The 21739-nt window shown below is 63.5% G+C and carries 24 protein-coding genes; 17 read left to right on the forward strand and 7 right to left on the reverse strand.

Translation table 11 applies throughout. The features are described from left to right. The first annotated feature begins 16 nt into the window (after positions 1 to 16). Entirely contained in the window at positions 17 to 829 is an 813-nt protein-coding gene (locus tag AC6I99_RS01800) for a 5-oxoprolinase subunit C family protein (protein ID WP_497943762.1), read from the forward strand. A 210-nt stretch (positions 830 to 1039) separates the two neighbouring features. Here AC6I99_RS01800 and AC6I99_RS01805 read toward each other — a convergent pair whose 3' ends face one another. Next, the gene (locus AC6I99_RS01805) at positions 1040 to 2395 is read right to left on the reverse strand and encodes a DUF445 domain-containing protein (RefSeq protein WP_497959962.1); all 1356 of its coding nucleotides are present in this window, start codon (positions 2393 to 2395) and stop codon (positions 1040 to 1042) included. A gap of 49 nt (positions 2396 to 2444) precedes the next feature. On the opposite strand from AC6I99_RS01805, the gene AC6I99_RS01810 reads away from it, so the two are divergent. Genes AC6I99_RS01810 through AC6I99_RS01825 form a run of 4 tightly spaced genes read left to right on the forward strand, consistent with a single transcriptional unit; the run spans position 2445 to position 4894 of the window. After that, positions 2445 to 3335 carry a glycerophosphodiester phosphodiesterase gene (locus AC6I99_RS01810; RefSeq protein ID WP_224094897.1) on the forward strand — a complete coding sequence of 297 codons (891 nt, stop codon included), beginning with the start codon at positions 2445 to 2447 and terminating at the stop codon, positions 3333 to 3335. Positions 3336 to 3378: 43 nt separating this feature from the next. Further along, positions 3379 to 3813, forward strand: a complete 435-nt coding sequence (locus tag AC6I99_RS01815) for a DoxX family protein (protein ID WP_497943758.1) — start codon at positions 3379 to 3381, stop codon at positions 3811 to 3813. Next, the gene (locus tag AC6I99_RS01820) at positions 3810 to 4586 is read left to right on the forward strand and encodes an AzlC family ABC transporter permease (RefSeq protein WP_497943757.1); all 777 of its coding nucleotides are present in this window, start codon (positions 3810 to 3812) and stop codon (positions 4584 to 4586) included. Before AC6I99_RS01815 ends, AC6I99_RS01820 begins: the two co-directional genes overlap by 4 nt. Beyond that, entirely contained in the window at positions 4583 to 4894 is a 312-nt protein-coding gene (locus AC6I99_RS01825) for an AzlD domain-containing protein (RefSeq protein WP_223947666.1), read from the forward strand. The genes AC6I99_RS01820 and AC6I99_RS01825 overlap by 4 nt, the downstream gene beginning before the upstream one ends. Positions 4895 to 4897: 3 nt before the next feature. Here the strand turns inward: AC6I99_RS01825 and AC6I99_RS01830 are convergent, their stop codons facing one another. Beyond that, positions 4898 to 5527 carry a TetR/AcrR family transcriptional regulator gene (locus tag AC6I99_RS01830; protein WP_224094902.1) on the reverse strand — a complete coding sequence of 210 codons (630 nt, stop codon included), beginning with the start codon at positions 5525 to 5527 and terminating at the stop codon, positions 4898 to 4900. Between the two features lie 92 nt (positions 5528 to 5619). On the opposite strand from AC6I99_RS01830, the gene AC6I99_RS01835 reads away from it, so the two are divergent. The 3 genes from AC6I99_RS01835 to AC6I99_RS01845 are packed head-to-tail and all read left to right on the forward strand — an operon-like array spanning position 5620 to position 7170. Continuing rightward, positions 5620 to 5952 carry a thiamine-binding protein gene (locus AC6I99_RS01835; protein WP_224094903.1) on the forward strand — a complete coding sequence of 111 codons (333 nt, stop codon included), beginning with the start codon at positions 5620 to 5622 and terminating at the stop codon, positions 5950 to 5952. Between the two features lie 39 nt (positions 5953 to 5991). Then, complete coding sequence (locus tag AC6I99_RS01840) at positions 5992 to 6663, forward strand: O-methyltransferase (protein WP_497959965.1); 672 nt, start codon at positions 5992 to 5994, stop codon at positions 6661 to 6663. A 3-nt stretch (positions 6664 to 6666) separates the two neighbouring features. Then, positions 6667 to 7170 carry a GNAT family N-acetyltransferase gene (locus AC6I99_RS01845; protein ID WP_497959968.1) on the forward strand — a complete coding sequence of 168 codons (504 nt, stop codon included), beginning with the start codon at positions 6667 to 6669 and terminating at the stop codon, positions 7168 to 7170. An 18-nt stretch (positions 7171 to 7188) separates the two neighbouring features. Here AC6I99_RS01845 and AC6I99_RS01850 read toward each other — a convergent pair whose 3' ends face one another. After that, positions 7189 to 7431: a hypothetical protein gene (locus AC6I99_RS01850; RefSeq protein ID WP_497959971.1), complete on the reverse strand. Its 243-nt coding sequence runs from the start codon at positions 7429 to 7431 to the stop codon at positions 7189 to 7191. A gap of 120 nt (positions 7432 to 7551) precedes the next feature. On the opposite strand from AC6I99_RS01850, the gene AC6I99_RS01855 reads away from it, so the two are divergent. Further along, on the forward strand, positions 7552 to 8469 hold the full coding sequence (locus AC6I99_RS01855; protein WP_497959975.1) for a spermidine synthase: 918 nt from the start codon (positions 7552 to 7554) through the stop codon (positions 8467 to 8469). Here AC6I99_RS01855 and AC6I99_RS01860 read toward each other — a convergent pair. Continuing rightward, complete coding sequence (locus tag AC6I99_RS01860; protein WP_497959977.1) at positions 8458 to 9348, reverse strand: LysR family transcriptional regulator; 891 nt, start codon at positions 9346 to 9348, stop codon at positions 8458 to 8460. The genes AC6I99_RS01855 and AC6I99_RS01860 overlap by 12 nt on opposite strands. Before the next feature lie 149 nt (positions 9349 to 9497). Here AC6I99_RS01860 and AC6I99_RS01865 point away from each other — a divergent pair, with 149 nt between their 5' ends. Further along, on the forward strand, positions 9498 to 10895 hold the full coding sequence (locus AC6I99_RS01865; RefSeq protein WP_224094913.1) for an MFS transporter: 1398 nt from the start codon (positions 9498 to 9500) through the stop codon (positions 10893 to 10895). A gap of 4 nt (positions 10896 to 10899) precedes the next feature. Further along, on the forward strand, positions 10900 to 11649 hold the full coding sequence (locus AC6I99_RS01870) for a 3-hydroxybutyrate dehydrogenase (RefSeq protein ID WP_497959981.1): 750 nt from the start codon (positions 10900 to 10902) through the stop codon (positions 11647 to 11649). A 76-nt stretch (positions 11650 to 11725) separates the two neighbouring features. Here AC6I99_RS01870 and AC6I99_RS01875 read toward each other — a convergent pair whose 3' ends face one another. Then, the gene (locus tag AC6I99_RS01875) at positions 11726 to 13162 is read right to left on the reverse strand and encodes an amino acid permease (RefSeq protein WP_497959984.1); all 1437 of its coding nucleotides are present in this window, start codon (positions 13160 to 13162) and stop codon (positions 11726 to 11728) included. A 187-nt stretch (positions 13163 to 13349) separates the two neighbouring features. On the opposite strand from AC6I99_RS01875, the gene AC6I99_RS01880 reads away from it, so the two are divergent. The 3 genes from AC6I99_RS01880 (at position 13350) to AC6I99_RS01890 (ending at position 16940) form a co-directional block, all read left to right on the forward strand. After that, complete coding sequence (locus AC6I99_RS01880) at positions 13350 to 14336, forward strand: ABC transporter ATP-binding protein (RefSeq protein ID WP_497959987.1); 987 nt, start codon at positions 13350 to 13352, stop codon at positions 14334 to 14336. Between the two features lies 1 nt (position 14337). Then, positions 14338 to 15960 (forward strand): ABC transporter permease, encoded by a 1623-nt coding sequence (locus AC6I99_RS01885; protein WP_497959989.1) that lies wholly within the window; start codon positions 14338 to 14340, stop codon positions 15958 to 15960. Positions 15961 to 16133: 173 nt separating this feature from the next. Further along, entirely contained in the window at positions 16134 to 16940 is an 807-nt protein-coding gene (locus tag AC6I99_RS01890) for an IclR family transcriptional regulator (RefSeq protein ID WP_224166146.1), read from the forward strand. Positions 16941 to 16963: 23 nt separating this feature from the next. On the opposite strand, the gene AC6I99_RS01895 is transcribed toward AC6I99_RS01890, so the two are convergent. Beyond that, entirely contained in the window at positions 16964 to 17437 is a 474-nt protein-coding gene (locus tag AC6I99_RS01895; RefSeq protein WP_497959991.1) for an SRPBCC family protein, read from the reverse strand. Between the two features lie 207 nt (positions 17438 to 17644). On the opposite strand from AC6I99_RS01895, the gene hutU reads away from it, so the two are divergent. The 3 genes from hutU to AC6I99_RS01910 all read left to right on the forward strand — a co-directional run bounded on the left by hutU (position 17645) and on the right by AC6I99_RS01910 (position 21415). Next, positions 17645 to 19372 carry a urocanate hydratase gene (gene hutU, locus AC6I99_RS01900; protein WP_497959993.1) on the forward strand — a complete coding sequence of 576 codons (1728 nt, stop codon included), beginning with the start codon at positions 17645 to 17647 and terminating at the stop codon, positions 19370 to 19372. A gap of 4 nt (positions 19373 to 19376) precedes the next feature. Then, positions 19377 to 20969, forward strand: a complete 1593-nt coding sequence (hutH, locus tag AC6I99_RS01905) for a histidine ammonia-lyase (protein WP_224094925.1) — start codon at positions 19377 to 19379, stop codon at positions 20967 to 20969. Positions 20970 to 21166: 197 nt separating this feature from the next. Next, positions 21167 to 21415, forward strand: coding sequence for a hypothetical protein (locus tag AC6I99_RS01910; protein WP_216922354.1), 249 nt, complete (start codon positions 21167 to 21169; stop codon positions 21413 to 21415). 66 nt (positions 21416 to 21481) lie between these two features. Here AC6I99_RS01910 and AC6I99_RS01915 read toward each other — a convergent pair whose 3' ends face one another. After that, positions 21482 to 21703, reverse strand: a complete 222-nt coding sequence (locus AC6I99_RS01915) for a hypothetical protein (RefSeq protein WP_216922352.1) — start codon at positions 21701 to 21703, stop codon at positions 21482 to 21484. Between the last annotated feature and the right edge of the window lie 36 nt (positions 21704 to 21739).

Consider the following 21739-nt stretch of genomic DNA (forward strand, 5'->3'; position numbering starts at 1 on the left):
ACTTGAGGAGGTTTTAATGGGTGCCGTTGCTGTTGATCCGGGCCCCTTGACCCTGGCCCTTGCACCTGACCAGGCCCTGGACCGCGCCTCCCTGCACCTTGCCAACGCAATGCTGGGCAACCCTGACTCTGCGGGCGGCCTGGAGATACTTTTGGGTGGTCTCCGGCTCCGGTTCGTCACGGCCTCGGCCTTGGCCGTCACGGGCGCGGAAGGCGTGGTCAAGCTCAACGGCTCCGAGCTGCCGTTCAACAAGGCTGTCCGCGTCAGCCCGGGGGCGGTATTGGAGTTTGGGCCGGCGCTGTTCGGGATCCGGTACTACCTGGCCGTTCAGGGTGGCATCGAACCCCAGGCGGAACCCCTTCGCGCCGGCGGGACCCTGACTTTCGGGCGCGCCCACGGCCATAATATTTCGACGGAGAACCACGCCCCGCGTCGGGCCCTGGACCCCGAACGTCCGGTGGTGGCCCGAGTGGAGCGGGGCCCGCAAGCCCAAAATTACGACGCCGATACCTGGCTTCGGTTGACCAGCGAACCATGGATCCTCTCGCCGGAATCGGACCGGGTAGGTGCCCGGTTGGTGGGGCGCCCACTCGAGCCCGCCGGTGCGACGGCGGTGGCGGGCGCCACTGGGCCGGCCACGACTCCAGCACCCCAGACACAACCGTTGCTTTCAGGCTCGGTCCTGTTGCCGCCGTCGGGCTTTCCCGTCATTGCGCTCGCCGGCCACCCGCCGACGAGCAAGTCCCCCGTGATCGCAGTTGTTCGCGACGAAGACCTGGACCTGCTGGGCCAAGCGCGGCCGGGACAGATGGTTCATTTGCTGGGGTGATACCGGGCCAGCCAAGTCTGGATCCGGGGCAACTCACCCCACTCAGCGGAGTTCGTGCCGCCCCATCACGGTCGTGTTATGGCAGCCATGGAAGACCTGGTCGGCCGCCGGGAAAGTGCGTGGGGTCAGCGTATGGCTGGCACGTGACATCATCGCAGCGCTGGACGACTTCGCTGCACGGTCCGGCCGCCGCGTCCGCCACTGACGGCCTTAGCCGAACAGCAGGTGCGCCACCGTGAAGATCGCGAGCCCGGCCAGGGCACCCACAACGGTTCCGTTGATCCGGATGTACTGGAGGTCCTTGCCAACTTGCAGCTCAATCTTCTGGGACGTTTCCTGGGCATCCCATCGGGCAACGGTGTCCGAGATGACGCCTGCGATGTCCGATCGGTAGGTGTTGACGAGGTAGCCCGCAGCGTCGCCAATCCAGGCGTTGATTTTGCCGGCGAGTTCGTCGTCGTTGACCAGCCGCGAACCGAAGTCCCGGACGGCGCTCTTGAACCGCTGGCTGAGTTCGCTGTCGGGATCGTCGACGGCGGTGAGCAGCGCATTCTTGACTGTTCCCCAGGTGCGCGAGGCCAATTCCCGGACTTCAGGATCACCTAGGATCTGGGCCTTGATGGTCTCGGCGCGCTCGATCATGGCAGGATCATGCTGCAGGTCCTGCGCCAGGTCCGTCAGGTATGCGTCGATCGATTTGCGCACTTGATGGTTCTGGTCATTTTGCACCGCGCGTACGAACTTCAGGAGTTCGACGTATACCTTGTCGCTCACCAGCCCATCCACGAACGTCGGCACCCACACCGGCGAGCGGTCCGAAACCAGCCTGTTGACCGTTGCATGGTTGGCATCCATCCAATCCGCGGCACGGTCAACCAGCAGGTCCACCAGCTTGTGGTGATGCCCGTCAGCGAAGATCCGTTCCGCCATCCGGCCCACGGGCGGTCCCCACGGCGGGGTGAGCAGGTGCTTGCGGACCATGCCCTCAATAACTGCTTGCACGTCGTCGTCGTTCAGCACGGTGAACGCGCCGCGGATCATCGCGCCGCCTTCCTTGGCCACACGTTCGGCGCCTCCCGGCCCGGATAGCCAACGGCCCGCCTTGCGGGCAATGTCTATGCTCGCCAACTTGTCCTGCACAACTTCCTGTGACAGGAAGTTGCTCTCCACGAACTCACTCAGCGATTCGCCTATCTGGTCCTTCCGGCGGGGAATGATGGCTGTATGCGGGATCTTCAAGCCCATGGGGTACTTGAACAGGGCCGTGACCGCGAACCAGTCAGCCAAAGCGCCGACCATGCCACCCTCGGCCGCAGCCCTGACATACTCAAGCCACGGGTACTGCTTCTGGAAAGCGAACGCCAGCATGAACACAATGGCCATGCCTATCAACAGCGCCAGGGCCAGCCGTTTCATGCGGCGCAGAGCCGCTGCCTTTTCCTCGTCACCCGCGGAGCGGCCGACGACGGCGGACCCCCGTTGAGTGGCTCCGGAAGCTGTCGCTTGGGCTGGCTGGGCTTGGTTGGTGAGGTCTTCGGCCGGGATTTGTTCAGAGTTCACCTGCATTAGCCCAGCGTAGCCCCGTGCGTGCAGCCGCGTGGGCTACCGTGGCTGCATGACTAGCGACGATTTGGCCCCTCGCCGGCCCAAGGTCTACGCACACCGCGGCGCCAGTGCTGCGTTCGCGGAACACACCCGTGCGGCCTACCTCAAGGCGATTGCTGACGGAGCTGATGGCGTTGAGTGCGACGTCCACTTGACCCGGGACCAGCACGTGGTCCTTCTGCATGATGCCAACCTGGACCGCACTTCCACCGGCACCGGCCCGGTCTCGGAGAAGACCCTTGAGGAACTCCGGGCCTTGGACTTCTCCTCCTGGAAGGGCGCCCGGATACCGGATGCCTACGGCGGGATTGCTGATCAATTCCTTACCTTGCCGGAACTGCTGGACATTCTGCGTGGCGCGGGGCGCGAGATCGGTTTGGCGATCGAGCTCAAGCACCCCAGCCCCTACCAGCTCAACCTTGAGGACAGGGTTCTTGACGTGCTGCTCAGTGAGGGATGGATACCCGGCGAGTCCCGGCTTGAGAACATTCAGGTCTCTTTCATGAGCTTCGATTCCGATTCGATCCAACACCTGCTGAAGAAGGTCCCAGCCCAGTACATTTGCCAGTTGGTGGACAACTTTTCGGTGCAGGAGCTTCGGCAAGAGCTGGGCCTGGGTCCGATCACGGCAGGTGCGGTGGCCAACGTCATGAAGGCAACCCAGTTGGAGGCTGAACGCATCCTGGATCACGGCGAGGTAGGAATTGCCGGACCAGGCATCGACTACGTGCGGGAACACGCCCGCAACGTCCAACGCTGGCTGGAATCCGGCAGGGTATTCAGGGTCTGGACCGTGGACTCGGAGAAGGACGTAGCTCTGTGCCAGGGGCTGGGCATCCATGAGATCACCACGAACAAACCCGCGCAGGTCTTGGCCCAGCTTCAGGTCCCAAGCAGATAACACCGAACTTTGGGCCCCACCGCGCTTGTGATTGAGTGGTCTCATGTCATTTCGCTGGTCAGCCCGTGCCACCCAAACCACTTCTGCCATTGGTCTGGGCGCACTCCTCCTGGCCAGTGCCATGAAGCATTTCCGCACCCCGGGGTTCTATTACCCCGTTGTACCGGATTACTTGTGCAGGAGGGACGAGCCGGGGAGCCAGCCGAATGGCCCACTGGCTCTTATGTCCCGTGAGGAATGGGTCGCTTCCAGCGGCCTGCTCGAGGCGACTGCCGCCGTCGGGCTTTTCATCCCAGCCACCCGCAAAGTGGCTGCGGACGCCACAACAGCCATGTTTACCATATTCCTTGCAGGGCATATAGATGCCCTCCGCCGTGCATATGGTCCCAACGGCACGCCCAGCCAGCGACGCATCCACACGCTGAGATTGCCTCTTCAGGTTCCGCTCATCCTGTGGTCCTGGAGCCTGCGGAAGTGAGTGGAGGTCCGGCAGTTCCCTTGAAACTCAAGGACTCGCCAGCTTTCAAGATTGCCCTGTCGCTGAGCATTGCCACAGGCCTCTATGGCGTGTCCTTTGGTGCGCTTTCCGTGGCGTCAGGTTTCGATTTCTGGCAAACAATGGTGCTGAGTCTTTTGCTGTTCAGTGGAGGTTCCCAGTTCGCGTTCATCGGCGTAGTGGCGGGTGGGGGATCCGGGGTGGCAGCCATGACGGCCAGCGCTTTGCTCGGACTGCGTAACGGAATATATGGCATGCAGATCAATGCCATGCTGCGTCCACATGGATGGCGGCGATACATCTCAGCCCACGTGACGATTGACGAGTCAACAGCGACGGCGTCCGGCCAGTCGGACCTCGACGAGCAACGCCGCGGTTTTTGGACAGCCGGCATCGGAATATTCATTCTCTGGAATATCTTTACTGCCATTGGTGCGCTGGCCGGCGACGCCATGGGCGATCCCAAACAGTGGGGCTTGGACGGCGCCGCGGTTGCTGCGTTCCTGGCATTGCTGTGGCCGCGGCTTAAGGGACGCGAACCGTGGGCCATCGCCGCGGCGTGTGCACTTGCGACGATTCTCGCCGTGCCGTTTGTTCCCTCGGGAGTTCCCATTTTGGTGGCTGCGCTGGTGGCCGGCGTGATCGGTTGGTTCAGCCACGCACGGATGGATGAAGGACTTGAGCCTGACCTCGACCCGTACGCGAGCAAGCAGGGGCACGGAGATAACCACACCGCCGGCAGGGGGAACGAATGAACCTCTGGCTCTGGATCCTCATCGCCTGTGCGCTTGCGTACCTGACCAAGCTGGTGGGCTATTTTGTCCCGGCCAAGCTGCTGCAGAGCCCGAGGATTATGCATATCGCAGGCACCATGACCATTGGGCTGCTGGCGTCCCTGACAGTGGTCAACGCCCTCGCTTCAGGACAGGGGCTCGTTTTGGACGCACGCATTGGCGCACTGGCGGCAGCCGCCGTCGCTCTTTGGCTTCGCGCGCCGTTCCTGGTGGTGGTCATCTCGGGTGCTGCCGCAGCAGCACTCCTGAGGTTGCTCGGCTGGGGCTAGCCGCTAGACGTCGTCGGTGAGCGTAACGCCCGGGATGGGTGATTGTTCCGGGAGCGGGCGGGAGGGACGTTCTGTCCGGATAGCGTCTTCAATGAGCGCCACAGGACGCTTCCAGGCTTCGGATCCGGGTTCCATGGTGTCTACGGCACCGATCAACATGGCAAGGAGCCGGACCATGTCCTCGATGGTGATATCGCGGCGCAGCGAACCCTGACCCTGACCGCGCTCCAGGAGCGTGGCCATGGAGCCGATAAGGCCGCCGGTAATGCCCATGAGGAGTCCGCGTCGGCCCGCGACGGCGTCGAGCAGGTTGGCGTCTTCGCTCGCCACTCCCATGACGGCATCGATGACGTTGATGAGACCCTCGGCGGCGTCCATGCCTTCGAGGGACGCATCCGCAACGGGATCTACATGCTGGCGAAGTTGGCGGGACAGGGCCGCAAGTACCAATTGTTCTTTATCGGAGAAGTTGCGGAACAGCGTAGCCGGACCTACTCCTGCCGTGGCGGCGATGGTCTGCAGGGGAACTTCGGGGCCGTGTTCCCGGAAGCACTGCCGGGCTGCGGTGATGATTTTGTCCACATTTCGTGCAGCGTCGGCCCTGAGGGGCTTGCGTTCAGAGGGCTGTTCCATGCTTGTCAGGGTAGCAACGGACAGGGGTTGAGCCTTTGTTACGCGGGAGTAGGCCGTTATGTGACAAACCAGTACGTGAAACACTGGATTTCATGTTGCTTGCATTCTCAGTCGCCCCTTCAGGCCAGCCCGCTTCCGCCACCAACGGCGGACCCACCCCCGACGCCTCCGTGCACGATGCCGTGGCCGCCGCGGTCAAGATCGTCCGCGAGTCCGGATTGCCGAACCAGACGGACTCCATGTTCACCACCATCGAAGGCGAATGGGACGAGGTCTTTGACGTCGTTAAGCGGGCGACGGAGGCCGTGGGCCGCTTTGGCAGCCGCGTCTCCTTGGTGATCAAAGCGGACATCCGGCCCGGTTACAGCGGTGAACTGACCGGCAAGGTAGAGCGTCTGGAAGAGGCTATTTCCACCACGGATTAGCTCTTTCCCCTGTCAGTGACCAGTGCAAGACTGGGGGCCATGATTGAACACGTGGCTGAACCCGGTTGGATTGACGTCGAGCATTACCTGACTGACGTCGTCGTGCGTCCTGATCCTGCCCACAAGCGCGCCCTGGCATCTGCAGTCGAGGCGGGCATGCCACAGATAGAAGTGGCGCCGAACGCCGGCAAGCTGCTCAAGATGCTCGTGCAGGTGTCCGGAGCCAGGCACGTCCTGGAGATTGGTACGTTGGCCGGTTTCAGCAGTATCTGGATGGCCCAAGGACTTCCCGACGGCGGCCGGCTGGTGACGTGCGAGTACCTCCAAAAGCATGCTGACGTCGCACGGGCGAACGTGGACGCGGCCGGGGTGGGGCACAAGGTGGACATCAGGGTAGGTGCCGCGTTGGACACGCTGCCCACGTTGGTGGGCGAGGAATCGTTCGATTTTGTGTTCATCGACGCGGACAAGGAGAACGACCCCAAATATCTTGACTGGGCCATCCGTCTTGGCCACCCCGGCACGGTAATCGTGATCGACAACGTCATCTGGGACGGCTCCATCCTGGAGCCTGCGCGGGACGAGGTGAACGCGCCGGGAATCGTCAAGGCCTTGGAAATGCTTGGCCAGGACCCACGTCTTGATTCCACGGCCATCCAGACTGTGGGCAGCAAGGGCTGGGACGGTTTCGCCATCGCCAGGGTGCGGTAGCCGATGGATTTCACGCTGCGCCCGGCAACTGTTGAGGACGCCGAAGCCATGACCATCATGCATGTCCAGTCTTGGCGGGAGAGCTATGGGCATTTGCTGCCGCCGGAATTCTTCGCGAAGCAGGAAGCTGTCCTGCCAGAGAGGATCGAGCGGTACAGGGCCTTGATCGCGGCAGGCCATCCGCGAATGCTGGCCCATGACCCCAATGGTGAATTGGTAGGAATCGCGGCTTCAGGACCGGGCAGGGATGAGGATAGCCCCTGTGACGTGGAGCTGTTCATGCTGTACACACTGCAGCGGGTCCAAGGCCGCGGCGTAGGCCAGGCGCTGGTGGACGAGATCTTGGGTGATAGTCCGGCCTATCTGTGGGTCCTCGATGATAATCCGCGGGCCCAGGCCTTCTACCGTCGCAACGGCTTCGTGCCCGATGGCAAGCGGCAGCTGTGCGATCCCTCGTGGTACTTACTGCCGGAACATCGGATGGTGCGTCCCGCCGTCGGGCTTTAAGGTGGGGACTTCTTGCCTTCAGGCGTGTTCATGATGGCGCGGCCTGGGGCGCCTGGCTGCCCGTGGCCTGGGCAGGAGATGCCGTAGCCGTCCTTGGCGTGTGCCGGGTGCGGGTTGCACGGTGCCGGGGTGGTCGTCCTCGGGCGGTTCCTCCAGGAGGCTGGGCGGTTTGGGCACCCGGGCAATCAGTAGGCAGACCACGGTCAGCCAGGCGAACGCGACCGTAAACACCTCCACCCAAACCGATCCCAAAGCTTCCATGAAGAGATCTTATGGCCCATTGACGCTAAGTGGTAAGCATCCTTATTAAATGCTTCGATGGGAACGGGATGATGCGCGACTCCACTAGGCTGGATCCATGACTCAGGCAGGGCGGTTTTAGTGGCGAAATCCGGTAAATCCAGCAAGGCAAGCAAGTCCGGCCGGGCGGGAAGGTCGACGGCGGGAGTCATTGAGCTGCCTGGCGGCATCCGTCCTGACGGTCCGGTAGCAGGCGTCTATTACATCGACACCGGCGACTGCGAACTGCTTCCCGATCCCGACAACAACAACGGCTGGCTCCTGAAGATCAACGGCGTGCTGAGCTCGCACATTGACCTCGCCGATCCACTGTTCCTTGACTTCGAATACATGCGCTGGATTGCTGCCCTGGTGGAATCGAGGTGGCCGCGGGAGACAAAGCCAAAGCTGCGGGCCCTGCACCTGGGCGGGGGAGCCTGCTCCATGGCCCGATACTTCAACGCGGCGTACCCGGATGCGCGGCAAGTGGTGGTGGAGCTCGATGCAAAGCTCGCCGACTACGTCCGTGGCTGGTTCGAACTCCCCAAGGCGCCCTTGCTCCGGATCCGCGTCGGTGAAGCGCGTGAAGTGACCGAGTCCCTGACCCCCGATACGCGGGACCTCATCATCAGGGACGTCTTCGCCGGAGCTTTCACGCCACGCGCCCTCACCACCCGCGAATTCAACGCCCACGCCGACGCCGTCCTGGCCCCCGATGGCTTGTACGTGGTCAATTCGGGCGACGCCCCGGATCTGAAGAATGCACGCGCTGATGCTGCCACCATCGCCGACACTTTTGAGCACACCATGATCATCGCCGACCCCGCCATGCTCAAGGGTCGCCGCTACGGGAACATGATCATGGCCGGCAGCCACGTGCCATTCGGCGACGACCCAACCCTTGCCCGCAAGCTCTTGGGCGGGGCCGTCCCTGCACACATCTGGAACGACGCCCAAGTGCGGGCCTTCGCCGCCGGGACGCCGGTTCGGCATGACCCGCCGGCAGCTTCACCCGAGTAGCTCCTCCCGGCGGCGCTCCGTCTCCTCGCGCAGGACCTGGACGACGGCGGCCACTGCAGGGCGGCGCATGGAGTCCGGGCGGAGGACCATCCAGTAGGGGAGCAGCTCCGCGAAGTCAGACGGCAGGAGCCGCACCAAATCCGGGTGGCGATCGGCCATGAAGCAAGGCAGGAAGCCCACGCCCGCGCCGGCTCTCGTCGCCTCCACATGCACGAACACGTTGGTGGAGCTCAGCCCATCGCGCATGGACGGCACGAGTCTTCTTGGTGCGTCCAGATCGTCCACTTGGAGCATGGAGTCCACGAAGTAGACCAGCTGATGCTGAGTGAGTTCCTCGATGCTCCGGGGTGTGCCGTTGGCCGCCAAGTATGTGCGGGAGGCGTACATTCCCAGGCGATACTCGCCGAGCCTTATTGCTTCTGCCCGGTGGACCTGTGGCGTCCCCACCACCACCTCGATGTCCAGGCCGGAGCGTTGCTGAAGCGCCCTGCGGGTGACGGTGACGATCTCAACGCTGAGCCCCGGGTGGTCGCGCCGAAGGCGGGCTACTGCCGGGGCGGCGATGTAGGCGCTGAAACCATCGGTTGCGGTCATGCGTACGACGCCGGTAATGGGGTCGGGTGCGCCGTCGCTGGGTCCCAGCGCGCCCACCGCAGTTTCAATGCGTTCGGCGACCAGTACCGCCTCTGCCCCCAACTCCGTCACTTCCCAGCCACCAGCGGCGCGCGCGAGGACGCGGCCGCCCAGGGCCTTCTCAAGGGCCGCTATCCTGCGCGAAACGGTGGTGTGGTTCAAGCCCAGGGCCTGTGCCGCCGTCGTGAATTTTCCTGAGCGTGATACGGCGAGGAGGATGAGGAGATCATCCGGATTGGGGTTCATATCTGCAATTCTGCACACACTTAGTGCCGGTTTGGTCATTGAGGCCTGATGAATCTGCAGTAATACTCAGTGGAGCATTTCGTGTTGTGGATCACAGCATGCATCAGGGCACTGTCAAAAGGGTCAACGAGGACACTGAGGAGATGGATATGAGCGTAGAGCAGCGCTCCACATCAAAGGCCGGGAACGAATCCGGCAAGGGCTCCGGCCTTAAGAAGATCGTCGCTGCGTCCATGGTGGGCACAGTGGTGGAGTGGTACGAGTTCTTTCTCTACGCCACCGCCGCGACACTGGTTTTCGGCAAGTACTTCTTCCCGAGCACCGGCAACGAACTGGACGGCATCATCCAGGCGTTTCTGACCTACGCGGTTGGCTTCGTGGCCCGCCCGCTGGGCGGAATCGTCTTCGGCCAGATCGGTGACAAACTGGGCCGCAAGCCCACGCTCCAGCTGACCATTGTGATCGTGGGCGTCTCGACGTTCCTCATGGGCTGCCTCCCCGGCTTCGCCGAGCTGGGCTACTGGGCACCGGCCATGCTGGTGGCGCTCCGCTTCATCCAGGGCTTCGCGCTCGGTGGCGAGTGGGGAGGTGCCGTGCTCCTGGTAGCTGAACACAGCCCCAACAAGTCGCGCGGCTTCTGGTCATCCTGGCCGCAGGCAGCAGTTCCCGTGGGCAACCTCCTGGCTACGCTGGTCCTGTTCATCATGTCCACCACCCTCAGCAGCGAGGCATTCCTCGGTTGGGGCTGGCGGGTCGCATTCTGGCTGTCCGCAGTGATCGTCTTCGTCGGCTACTACATCCGCACCCACGTCACCGAAGCACCCATCTTCCTCGAGGCCAAGGCACAGGTGGAGGAATCGAAGGCCATCAGCTACGGCGTCGGCGAGGTCATCCGCAAATACCCCAAGGGCATCCTGCAGGCCATGGGACTTCGCTTCGCAGAGAACATCATGTATTACCTCGTGGTCAGCTTCGCGATCGTGTACCTCAAGAGCGTCCACAAATACGACACCTCATCACTCCTGCTGGCATTGCTCATTGCGCACGTGATCCACTTCCTGGTCATCCCGCAGGTTGGGCGTCTTGTTGACGCCTGGGGTCGCAAGCCCGTGTACCTGGCTGGAGCGATCGCCGGCGCAACCTGGCCGTTCTTCGCGTTCCCCATGTTCGATACCAAAAACGCCGTGGTCATCGTGTTGGCCGTGACCATCGGCCTGTGCCTGCACGCCTTTATGTACGCAGGGCAGCCCGCAATCATGTCCGAGCTCTTCCCTACCCGCATGCGCTACTCCGGTGTGTCCCTCGGCTCGCAGGTTACATCGATCTTCGCTGGCTCGCTCGCCCCGCTGCTGGCAACGCAATGGCTCAAGGACACCGGCTCCTGGCTCCCCACCGCGATCTACCTCGTCGTCGCCTGCGCTATCACCGTCGTCGCAGTCGTTTCGCTGAAGGAAACCAAGGGCATCGCGCTCCAGGACGTGGACGAAGCCGACGCCGTCCGGCACGGACTGGCTACTTCAGCTGCCGGCACCGCAGCGAAAGGCTGATTCCATGGACAACTCCTTGAACGGACGCAAAGCACTGGTCACCGGCGGTGCCAGCGGAATCGGGGCGGCCTGCGCCCGGGCGCTCGCCGCACGCGGGGCGAAAGTAGTAGTGGCCGACGTCGATGCCTCCGGAGCTGCGGCCCTCGCCGACGAACTGGGCGGTACGGCGTGGACGGTGGACCTGCTGGACGTCGAGGCGCTGGCTGCCCTCAGCCTCGACTGCGACATCCTGGTCAACAACGCCGGAATCCAGAAAGTAGCACCGATCGAGGAGTTCGAACCTGCTGAATTCAGGCGGATACTCGCACTGATGCTGGAGGCCCCGTTCCTCCTCATCCGTGCCTCGCTCCCGCACATGTATGCCAACGGGTTCGGCCGGATCATCAACATCTCCTCGGTTCACGGGCTCCGGGCTTCGGCCTACAAGAGTGCCTACGTCTCCGCTAAGCATGGGCTGGAGGGCCTCAGCAAGGTCACTGCTTTGGAGGGCGGCGAGCACGGAGTGACGTCCAACTGCATCAACCCCGGATACGTCCGCACGCCCTTGGTGGAACGTCAGATCGCCGATCAAGCCCGGCTCCACGGCATCCCTGAATCAGAGGTCCTGGCCAAGGTGATGCTGACGGAGTCCGCGGTAAAGCGGCTGGTGGAGGTTGAGGAAGTGGCGTCGTTGGCAGCCTGGATGGCCTCGGACGACGCCGGCATGGTCACTGGCGCGAGCTACACGATGGACGGTGGTTGGTCGGCGAGGTAGTTGGTCCGCGAGGTGACAGTTAATGCCAATGTTCTGCGCGAACATTGGCATTAACTGTCACTTGGGCGCGGGGTTCCTAGACGGTTTCGTCCACGAGCTCCGCACGACGCAGGCCGCCACCGCGGACCCATAGCTTGTAAGCGACGAACAGCAGCACAAGCCATGTGCCCCCAACATAGAGTGCAACCCGGGTGTCCTCGAAGACCCCGAGGATCACGATCACCATGGCCATGAACGCCATGGTCAGGATGGAGGCTGCCGGCCACAGGGGCGAACCGAATTCCGACGCCGGAAGCCCCTTGCGCTTGATTTCCAGCTTCATGGCAACGTGCGAAGCAAGGATCATCACCCAAACCCACACCGTGGCAAACGTGGCTATCGAGGCGATCAGCACGAACACGTCTTCCGGGATCACAGCATTCAACACGACGCCCACAAGGAGGATGCCGCCCATCATCACCACGGTCATCCAGGGGACGCCGTGCCGGGAGATCTTTCCGAAGCTCTTCGGAGCGTGACCTTGCTGGGCAAGGCCGAACAGGATGCGGCCGGCCCCGAAGATGTCGCTGTTGATCGCTGACAGCGCGGCAGTGATGACCACGGCATTGAGGATGTGCGGTGCAGCGGGGATGCCCAGGCCATCGAAGATCTGCACGAACGGGCTACCGCTGCTGCCGATTTCGTTCCACGGGAAGATGCTCATCAACACGCCCAGGGTCAGGACGTAGAACAACAGGACGCGGACCGGCACAGTGTTGACTGCCTGCGGAATGACCTTCTTGGGGTCGGCTGCTTCGCCGGCGGTAATGCCGATTGTCTCGATCCCACCGAAGGCGAACATCACGACGGCGAACGCGGCCAGGAGCCCTTCGAAACCGTTCGGGAACAAACCGCCGTGATGAACCAGGTTCCCCAACCCCGGTGCCACACCGCCGCCGTCGCCCGTCTGGAAGCCGAAGACGACGATTGCCGCGCCTCCGACGATCATGGCGATGATGGCCACCACCTTGATCAGCGAGAACCAGAACTCCAGTTCACCGAAGACCTTGACGCTCAACAGGTTCATGGCACCCAGGAAGAGAATGATCGCGAGGACCCAGATCCAGCGGTCCACCTGCGGGAACCAGAAGCCCATGTAGATGCTGAAGGCAGTGACATCGGCGATTGCGACAATGGCCATCTCGAACACATAGGTCCAGCCGGTCACGAAGCCGGCGAACGGTCCAAGGTACTTGCTCGCGTATTGGCCGAACGAGCCGGACACGGGGTGCCGGACGGCCATTTCGCCGAGCGCACGCATCACCATGAAGACGGCTGCGCCGCCGATGATGTAGGCCAGAAGGACGGCCGGGCCGGCTTTCTGTATGGCGGACGCGGAACCGTAGAACAGTCCTGTGCCGATTGCGGATCCGAGTGCCATGAAGCGGATGTGGCGGACGTTGAGGCCACGGCTCAGTGCCGTACCGGCGGCTTGGAGGACTGTGTCCTTCGAAGCCAGCGTGGTTTGTTGCATGGTAAAACCTTCTCGTCTTTGGGAGGGGATCGCTAACCAGCACATCACTTTTGGCAGCCTTGTGATTGGCCTCACGGGGGTTTGGTGTCTTTGATCGCAGACAGTGCGACAGGAGTCACAGCCGCGCTCCGGGCCGGACCAGCTCCCTTCCTTCACAGGGACGCTGATCCTGCGTAACGTCGGCTCCATGGACCCTGTCATCCAGACCGTCGATCTCCATAAGAACTTCGGCCGGGTCAAGGCACTGGACGGCCTCGACCTCGAAGTCCCTGCGGGGCAAGTCCACGGCTTCCTCGGCCCCAACGGTGCGGGGAAGTCCACCACGCTGCGTATCCTGCTGGGCCTGGCCCGGGCCTCGTCCGGCAGTGCTAGCGTCCTCGGAATGCACCCATGGGCAGACGCCGTCGAACTGCATCGGCGTGTTGCCAGCGTCCCGGGCGACGTCAGCATCTGGCCGAATCTCTCTGGGGGAGAGACCATCGATTTCCTTTCGCGGCTTCGTGACGGCGGGACGGATCGGGCGGAGTATCGACGCCAAAAGGAGCGTTTGTGCCAGCTCTTCGACTTTGACCCCACCAAGAAGGGCCGTGCCTACTCCAAGGGAAACCGCCAGAAAGTTGCGCTCATCGCAGCCCTGGTTGCCGACGCCGAGGTCTACCTTCTGGACGAGCCGACAAGCGGTCTGGATCCCCTGATGGAGGCCGTCTTTACCCGCGAGATTCGCCGGCTCGTCGGTGAGAAAGGAGCTACTGTCCTCCTCTCCAGCCACATCCTGTCCGAGGTGGAACAGCTGGCCGACAGTGTGAGCATCATCCGCGCAGGCCGAATAGTGGACGGCGGGACGGTTGACTCCCTGCGTCACCTGACGCGTACCGGGATCTCTTTCGCGCAGGACCAGGTGGACCTCGGGGCCCTCCAAAGCCTTTCCCAGGTCCACGACCTCACGGTGTCCGCCGGGCGGGTCAAGTTCAGCGCCGATTCGGATCGTGTCCACGAGGTCCTGCCGATTCTTGGCCGTCTGGGCGTGCAGGGCCTCCTGGTCGCTCCACCGTCGCTTGAAGAGTTGTTCCTCCGGCACTATGGCGTTGCCCTTCCATCCCAAACCGAAGAAGTGAAGGCCGACGGCGGCACTCACCATCGGCGGCGTCGGCCGCCCGCCAAGACGGGCCTCTAAGATGAACCGCTTCCTGGATCTTTATTGGCAACGACTCCGCCGCGATCGTTGGCAACTCCTGAGCTGGGTTGCTTCCATAGGTGCACTCGCCTATTTCGCCACAACAGCGGTGGCCTCGGCATATGGTGACGATGCTTCCCGCGCCGAGATCCTGCATATTGCCACGGCCACCCCGGCTATCTTGATACTCCGCGGCTTGGTCCGCGGCCCTGCCCTGGACGCGTTTACGTTTTTCCAGATCTTCGCCTTCCTGGGTGTCCTTGCCGGTTTGATGAATACCTTCCTGGCGGTGCGGCATACGCGCGCCGAAGAGGAAGCGGGCCGGGCCGAGCTCGTAGCGTCCACGGCAGCGGGACGTTGGATGCCGCTTGCGGCGACCATGACTCATGGGCTCGCTGCAAACGTACTGGTGGCTGCGGCGGTCACGTTCGGCTTTGTGGCCGGCGGGCTCGATGCCGCGGGCTCGCTGGTTGCCGGTCTTGCGGCCGGAGCCATTGGATTGGCTTTTCTCACGGTCGGACTGCTCGCGTCCGAGTTCATGAGCACCTCGCGTGGGGCAAACGGAGCGGCGGCAGGGCTAGTGGTTGCCGCCTATCTTTTGCGTGGTTTCGGGGACGCGACCGGCGAGGTCAGCCAGGACGGCCTCACTGTCACGGCAGCTTGGCCGAGCTGGGTTTCGCCCATCGGTTGGGGACAACAGACTTTTGCCTACACCGGAAACCGATTGTGGCCCCTGCTGCTTCCGCTGGGCCTTGGCGTCGTATGCGCCTCGCTTACCGCCGTCGTCATGTCCAGGCGCGATGTTGGCGCAAGCGTGCTGGCTGGACGTCGTGGCCGGACGGACGCCCGCCGCTCACTCCGCGGACCCTTCGCCCTGGCACTACGACTCCAGCAGGGCGCGATCGTCAGCTGGTGCATTGGCGGGTTCATCGCAGGCCTGCTCACCGGCGCCCTCGGCGCTGCCATCCAGCAGGTCAGCATTACGAATTCCTCCGTCACAGCGATCCTTAGGGCAATGATCGAGGCGCAAGGCACATCCATGACGCAGCTGGTCATCGCCGTCCTCTTTGAAATTGGTGGCATTCTGGCGGCGGCCTGCGGACTCCAGGCCGTTCTGCGATTGCGGCAGGAAGAAGTGGCGGGCACAGCCGAGTTGGTGCTTTCGGAACCGCTGGGGCGCATTCGTTGGTTTGGCAGCTTCCTCGGCCTCGGTGCGGCCTCGGTGGTGCTCGTTATGGTGTTCGCGGCGTTCGGTGCCTGGTATTCCTTGCTGGTCTCCGGTGAATCAGTTGTTGAAGTGGGCAACGTATGGGAAACCGCCGGGGCTCAAATCCCGGCTGCCCTGCTCTACCTGGCGTTGCCCGCGGCGGTTTTTGTGACTTTTCCCCGGGCTACTGTTCCGGTGGGCTGGGCGTTGCTGGCGTTGGGCGTGGTGCTGGGGGTCTACGGCGGAATGCTTGGCTTCGACAAGTCGCTCAGGGACCTGTCTCCGTTTACGCACTCGCCAGTGGTTACTACCAGCGGAACCGATTGGAGCGGCGGCTTTTGGATGCTCGGGATTGGCGCGGCGCTTGTGGTGTTCGCGTTCGTTGCCGTGCGGCGTAGAGAGCTTGGCACTGCCTGAACCGCCCCCAAACTGAGGACCTTAGTTAAGTCTGGTATTTCAGACACCGTAGTGGGAGTGCGGGCTGGCGCAGCGCCGATTAAATGGGCACGCTTGAGTACGGGATACCGGACACATCGGGCCGGGAGAGGCTGGACGGTGTCCCCTTCAGCAGTCTTGAGCAGTGAGGAACCATGACAACCACGCCACTGGCACCAGGCAAGGCCACGTCCAAGGTCCCTGCCGCCGAAAATACGCTGCGCATCCTGAAACTTCTGGCCTCGCGCCGGGGACCGATGGCGGCGTCGAACATTGCGACGGCGCTCGGCCTGCCCCGCTCCAGCGTCTACCACCTGCTCGGGGTCATGGAGGCCAACGGCTTCGTCCTGCATCTGCACGAAGAGCAGCGCTATGGACTCGGCATCAGCGCCTTCGAGCTCAGCTCGGCCTATTCGCGGCAAGAGCCCTTGTCGCGTCTCGGCCGGCCCATGCTGGCCTCGCTCGTGGACGCGATTGGCGAAAGCGCGCACCTCGCCGTGCTTCACGGCCGCGACGTCCTCTACATCGTGGAGGAACGTGCCAAGAACCGCCCAAGCCTGGTGACCGACGTCGGAGTCCGCCTGCCCAGCCACCTCACTGCCTCTGGCCGCGCGATCCTGGCCGCACTGCCAAAGTCACAGGTTCGCGCCCTGTACCCGAACGCCGCCGCGTTCACATCGCGCCACGAGGTCGAATTCCCGATCATGAAGTACTCCGCCTTGTCCTCCCATCTGGACCAGGTGCGGCAGCGTGGCTACGCCACGGAAAACGGCGAGATCACGCCTGGATTCGGCTCTATCGCCGCCGCTGTGACTGACCATGTGGGATGGCCGACGGCGGCAGTCGCCGTTACGTTCCTGGAGGACAAAGTGCCGGCTGAGCAATGGCCGGTACTGGCTGCGCGCATCCGCAAGGCTGCCGACGAACTGTCGGTACGCATTCACGGACGACCGGCTGGCTAGGCCATTCCCATAGTCGATCCGCCCTAGTCGCCACGCGGCTTCGGTTCGCCGGGCTTCAGCGTGCCCGGTTCCGTGGCCTCGCGCTCGACGAGCCTGCGGAAGGTCTCCAGTTCACCTCGGAAGCTGCCCCGGTAGGATCCCATGGCGAAAATCCGCCCGAAGATCGCCGCGATGAATCCCCGGGTTACGAACTCCTGGTGGATGCGCGTGCCGCCTGCCTCCGGAGCAAACCTCACATCCGACTCGCCCTTGAGGATCGCGTTGCCGAACCGTGTGCGGATGTGCCAGGGCCGTTCGACGGCCAGGATCTCCGTGGGGCTGGCCATCCGCCCGAACCACACCGTGTAGCGGCTGCCGACCTGGTCGATCGAGCCGGTGCGATCGGTCACGCGGGTGACTCCGCCGATCCATTCCTGGAACCGGTCCGGATCCGTCCAGGTCGCGAAAACCCGCTCGGGCGGAGCCGCAACCAAGGTAGTCACTCGGAACGTTGCCATGGGTCCAGCATGCGCTCCTTCTCCCGCGAATGCGAGGGCTGGCCGAACTTCACCAGGACGCTTGGGCGGAGGAACTGCGAAGTGCGGCATGCGTCTGTAATCCCGGACAGCACCAGTTGAAAAGCCATTCCTGGGGCCTCGTAAAGGGGCTTTAGTAGAAGCAGAAGAACTTTCCACTACACACTTCCCAAAGACGAAGGAGTCATCATGGCACCCGCCGATTTCACTTCTGGTGCCCGTCCGGTTAAGGCCGCGCGGGGTACTGAGCTTACTGCCAAGTCGTGGCAGACCGAGGCGCCGTTGCGCATGTTGATGAACAACCTGGATCCGGAGGTTGCTGAGCGTCCGGATGACCTGGTGGTGTACGGGGGTACGGGTCGTGCGGTGCGTTCCTGGGCTGCGTTTGATGCGATTACCCGCACCCTGGAAACGATGGAGAAGGACGAAACCCTCCTGGTCCAGTCGGGCAAGCCGGTGGGTGTGTTCCGTACCCATGAGTGGGCTCCGCGGGTCCTGCTGGCGAACTCGAACCTGGTGGGGGACTGGGCGACGTGGCCCGAGTTCCGCCGGCTCGAGGCCGAGGGTTTGATGATGTACGGGCAGATGACTGCCGGGTCCTGGATTTACATCGGCACGCAGGGCATCCTGCAGGGCACCTATGAGACGTTCGCCGCGGTGGGCAACAAACTCAAGGCGGAGGGACGCCACCCGGCACCCGCCGCGGAGGGCTCGTCCGAGGGTCCCCTGGCCGGGACGCTGACCCTGACTGGTGGGTGTGGCGGGATGGGTGGTGCGCAGCCGCTGGCGGTGACGTTGAATGATGGTGCGTGCCTGATCGTGGATGTGGACGAGACCCGTTTGCGTCGCCGGGCGGGCAAGCGGTACCTGGACGAGGTTGAAACGGATCTGGACGCGGCGATCGCGAAGGTCCAGGCCGCGAAGGCCGAGCGCCGTGGCTGGTCGGTGGGGTATGTGGGCAACGCCGCTGAGGTGTTCCCGGAACTGCTCCGCCGCCACAAGGCCGGGGACGTGACCTTCGATGTGGTCACCGACCAGACATCCGCGCATGACCCGTTGTCGTACCTGCCGGAGGGTATCACCGTGGCGGAGTGGCACACCGAGGCTGAGGCTGATCCGGAAGGGTTCACGAAGAAGGCCCAGGCCTCGATGGCCCGGCAGGTGCAGGCGATGGTGGAGTTCCAGGACGCCGGGGCGGAGGTGTTTGATTACGGCAACTCGATCCGGGACGAGGCACGCAAGGGCGGCTACGAGCGGGCGTTCGAGTTCCCCGGGTTCGTCCCGGCCTACATCCGTCCGCTGTTCTGCGAGGGCCTGGGCCCGTTCCGCTGGGTCGCGCTGTCCGGGGACCCGGAAGACATTAGGGTCACGGACGAGGCGATCAAGGAGTTGTTCCCGGAGAACAAGCACCTGCACAAGTGGATCGACGCGGCCCAGGAGCGGGTGGAGTTCGAGGGCTTGCCGGCGCGTATTTGCTGGCTCGGGTACGGCGAACGGGCCAAGGCCGGCCTGCTCTTCAACCAGCTCGTCGCCGAGGGCAAGGTCAAGGCCCCGATCGTGATCGGCCGTGACCACCTGGACTCCGGCTCGGTGGCGTCCCCGTACCGGGAGACCGAGTCCATGGCCGACGGGTCCGACGCGATCGCCGACTGGCCGTTGCTGAACGCGCTGATCAATACCTCTTCGGGTGCTACCTGGGTTTCGATCCACCACGGTGGCGGGGTCGGGATCGGCCGGTCCCTGCACGCCGGGCAGGTTTCCGTCGCTGACGGCACCGACCTGGCCGCGGAGAAGCTCGAGCGGCTCCTGACCAACGACCCCGGCATGGGCGTCATCCGCCACGTCGACGCCGGCTACGACCGCGCCGTCGAAGTCGCCAACGAACGCGGCGTCCGCATCCCCATGAACGAGAAGTAAGAACATGACCATCACATCGAACGAACAGCTCACCGTTACCCTCGGTTCCAGTGGCGTGACCCCGGAAGACGTCGTCGCCGTCGCACGCCACGACGCCAAGGTGACCATTTCCCAGGAGGCCCTGGATAACGTTGCCAAGGTCCGGGCACACATCGACAGCCTCGCCACCAGCGATGTCCCCGCTTATGGGATCTCCACGGGCTTCGGTGCGCTGGCCAACCGCCACATCCCCAACGACCTCCGCACGCAGCTGCAGAAGTCGCTGATCCGCAGCCACGCAGCGGGCATGGGCCCGGCAGTGGAACGCGAAGTGGTCCGCGGCATCATGTTCCTCCGCGCCAAGACCCTGGCATCCGGCCGCACGGGTGTCCGTCCCGTGGTCCTGCAGACCATGGTGGACGTCCTCAATGCAGGCATTACCCCGCTGGTCCGCGAGTTCGGTTCGCTCGGTTGCTCCGGCGACCTCGCGCCGCTGTCCCACTGCGCACTGGTCCTGATGGGCGAAGGCGAAGCAACCGGTCCCGACGGCGAACTCTATGGTGTGCCCGGTAAGCAGACGGTCGCTGAGCTGCTCGCACAGCACGGCATCGAACCGGTCACGCTGGCGGAAAAGGAGGGCCTGGCCCTTGTCAACGGAACCGAAGGCATGCTCGGCATGCTCCTGATGGCCATCGCCGACATCCGTTTGTTGCTCGCGACGGCGGACGTCACCGCCGCGCTCAGCGTTGAGGCGCTGCTGGGCACCGACCAGGTGTTCCTGCCGGAGCTCCACGCTGCCCTGCGTCCGCACCCCGGCCAAGCTGCCAGTGCGGACAACATGCTGCGCGTGCTGTCCAACTCGCCCATCGTCGCATCCCACCGGATCAATGACACCAAGGTCCAGGACGCCTACTCGCTGCGTTGTGCCCCTCAGGTTGCCGGTGCTGTCCGCGACACCGTGGACCACGCCGCACTGGTGGCTTCCCGTGAACTTGCCGCTGCGATCGACAACCCCGTTGTCCTGCCGGACGGCCGCGTCACGTCCAACGGCAACTTCCACGGTGCGCCCGTGGCCTATGTCCTGGACTTCCTGGCGATCGCCGTCGCGGACCTCAGCTCCATCGCAGAGCGCCGCACGGACCGCATGCTGGACCCGGCCCGCTCGCACGGACTCCCGGCGTTCCTCGCCGGCGACCCTGGCGTCGATTCCGGCCTCATGATCGCCCAGTACACGCAGGCCGGGCTCGTTTCGGACAACAAGCGCCTGGCCGTGCCGGCATCGGTGGACTCCATCCCGAGCTCCGCCATGCAGGAAGACCACGTGTCCATGGGCTGGCATGCTGCCCGGAAACTTCGCAAGGCCGTGGAGAATCTCCGCCGCGTCCTGGCCGTGGAGCTGGTCACCAGCGCCCGCGCTATCGACATGCGCACGCAGATGTCCGACGGCGAACTGACCCCGGGCCCGGCCGGCACGGCTGTGCTTGAGGTGCTTCGTGAAGTGGTCCAGGGACCGGGAACCGATAGGTTCCTGTCGCCCGAACTCGAAGCGGCTGACCGCCTGGTTGGCTCCGGTGCGGTCCGTGCGGCCGCCGAATCCGCCGTCGGGGTTTTGGCCTGACGTCGAATAAAACGCTCATTTGATGGGCAAATTTGTCACGTCCCGGAAATTGTTCGCAACGCAATCTCCGGGGCGTGACAAATGTAGTAGAACTTATGGTGTACGTCACGTCCACGTCAACGACGCCGTGGGCTTGACGGTCAACCGTTCATAACTCAATACACAACAGCGAACATCCACAAAGGGGTAGAAGTTCAATGAAGGCACGTGGAGCAGTCCTCTCCAGACGAAACGCACACTCGGTTACGGTTTCGGACTGGAGGCAACTCAAGGTTGGCGAGCGCGTGGAGGTAGTCAAGTACGCGCACGTGATCGCGGCAGGGCTGATCGAGGAAGTCTCCGGCAGCGGGAATGTGGTGTGGCTTGAGCACTCAGGGCCGGGCGTCACCGAGGAAGGCAAGGAACTGTTCATGAAGTCCGACGGCGTGACTCTCCGCCGGGCGTAAGGAAGCAAAAAGCCGGGGCTTGGGCCCCGGCTTTTTGCTTTTCTACTACAACTGCAATTACTACTATTACGCAGCGAGCACTTCGTGGGTCTGGCCGAAGGGAACGGATTCGTCCAGGGCCACTGTGTAGGTGCCGGGCTCGTGCCGGGTCACCAGAATGCCGCAGTTGGCATCTGCTGCTGCGTTCTTGATCAAAGCATCCACGGCGCGTTCAAGGCCGTCGTGGATCTCGTCTGCCTTGGAAAAGGACAGGCGAATTTCGCGTTCTGCAGTCATTGCAGCGGTCATTTGGGTGCCTCCTATTACTTGCCGCATGCGAGGGCG

The organism is Arthrobacter sp. TmtSoilC77, from assembly GCF_059739415.1.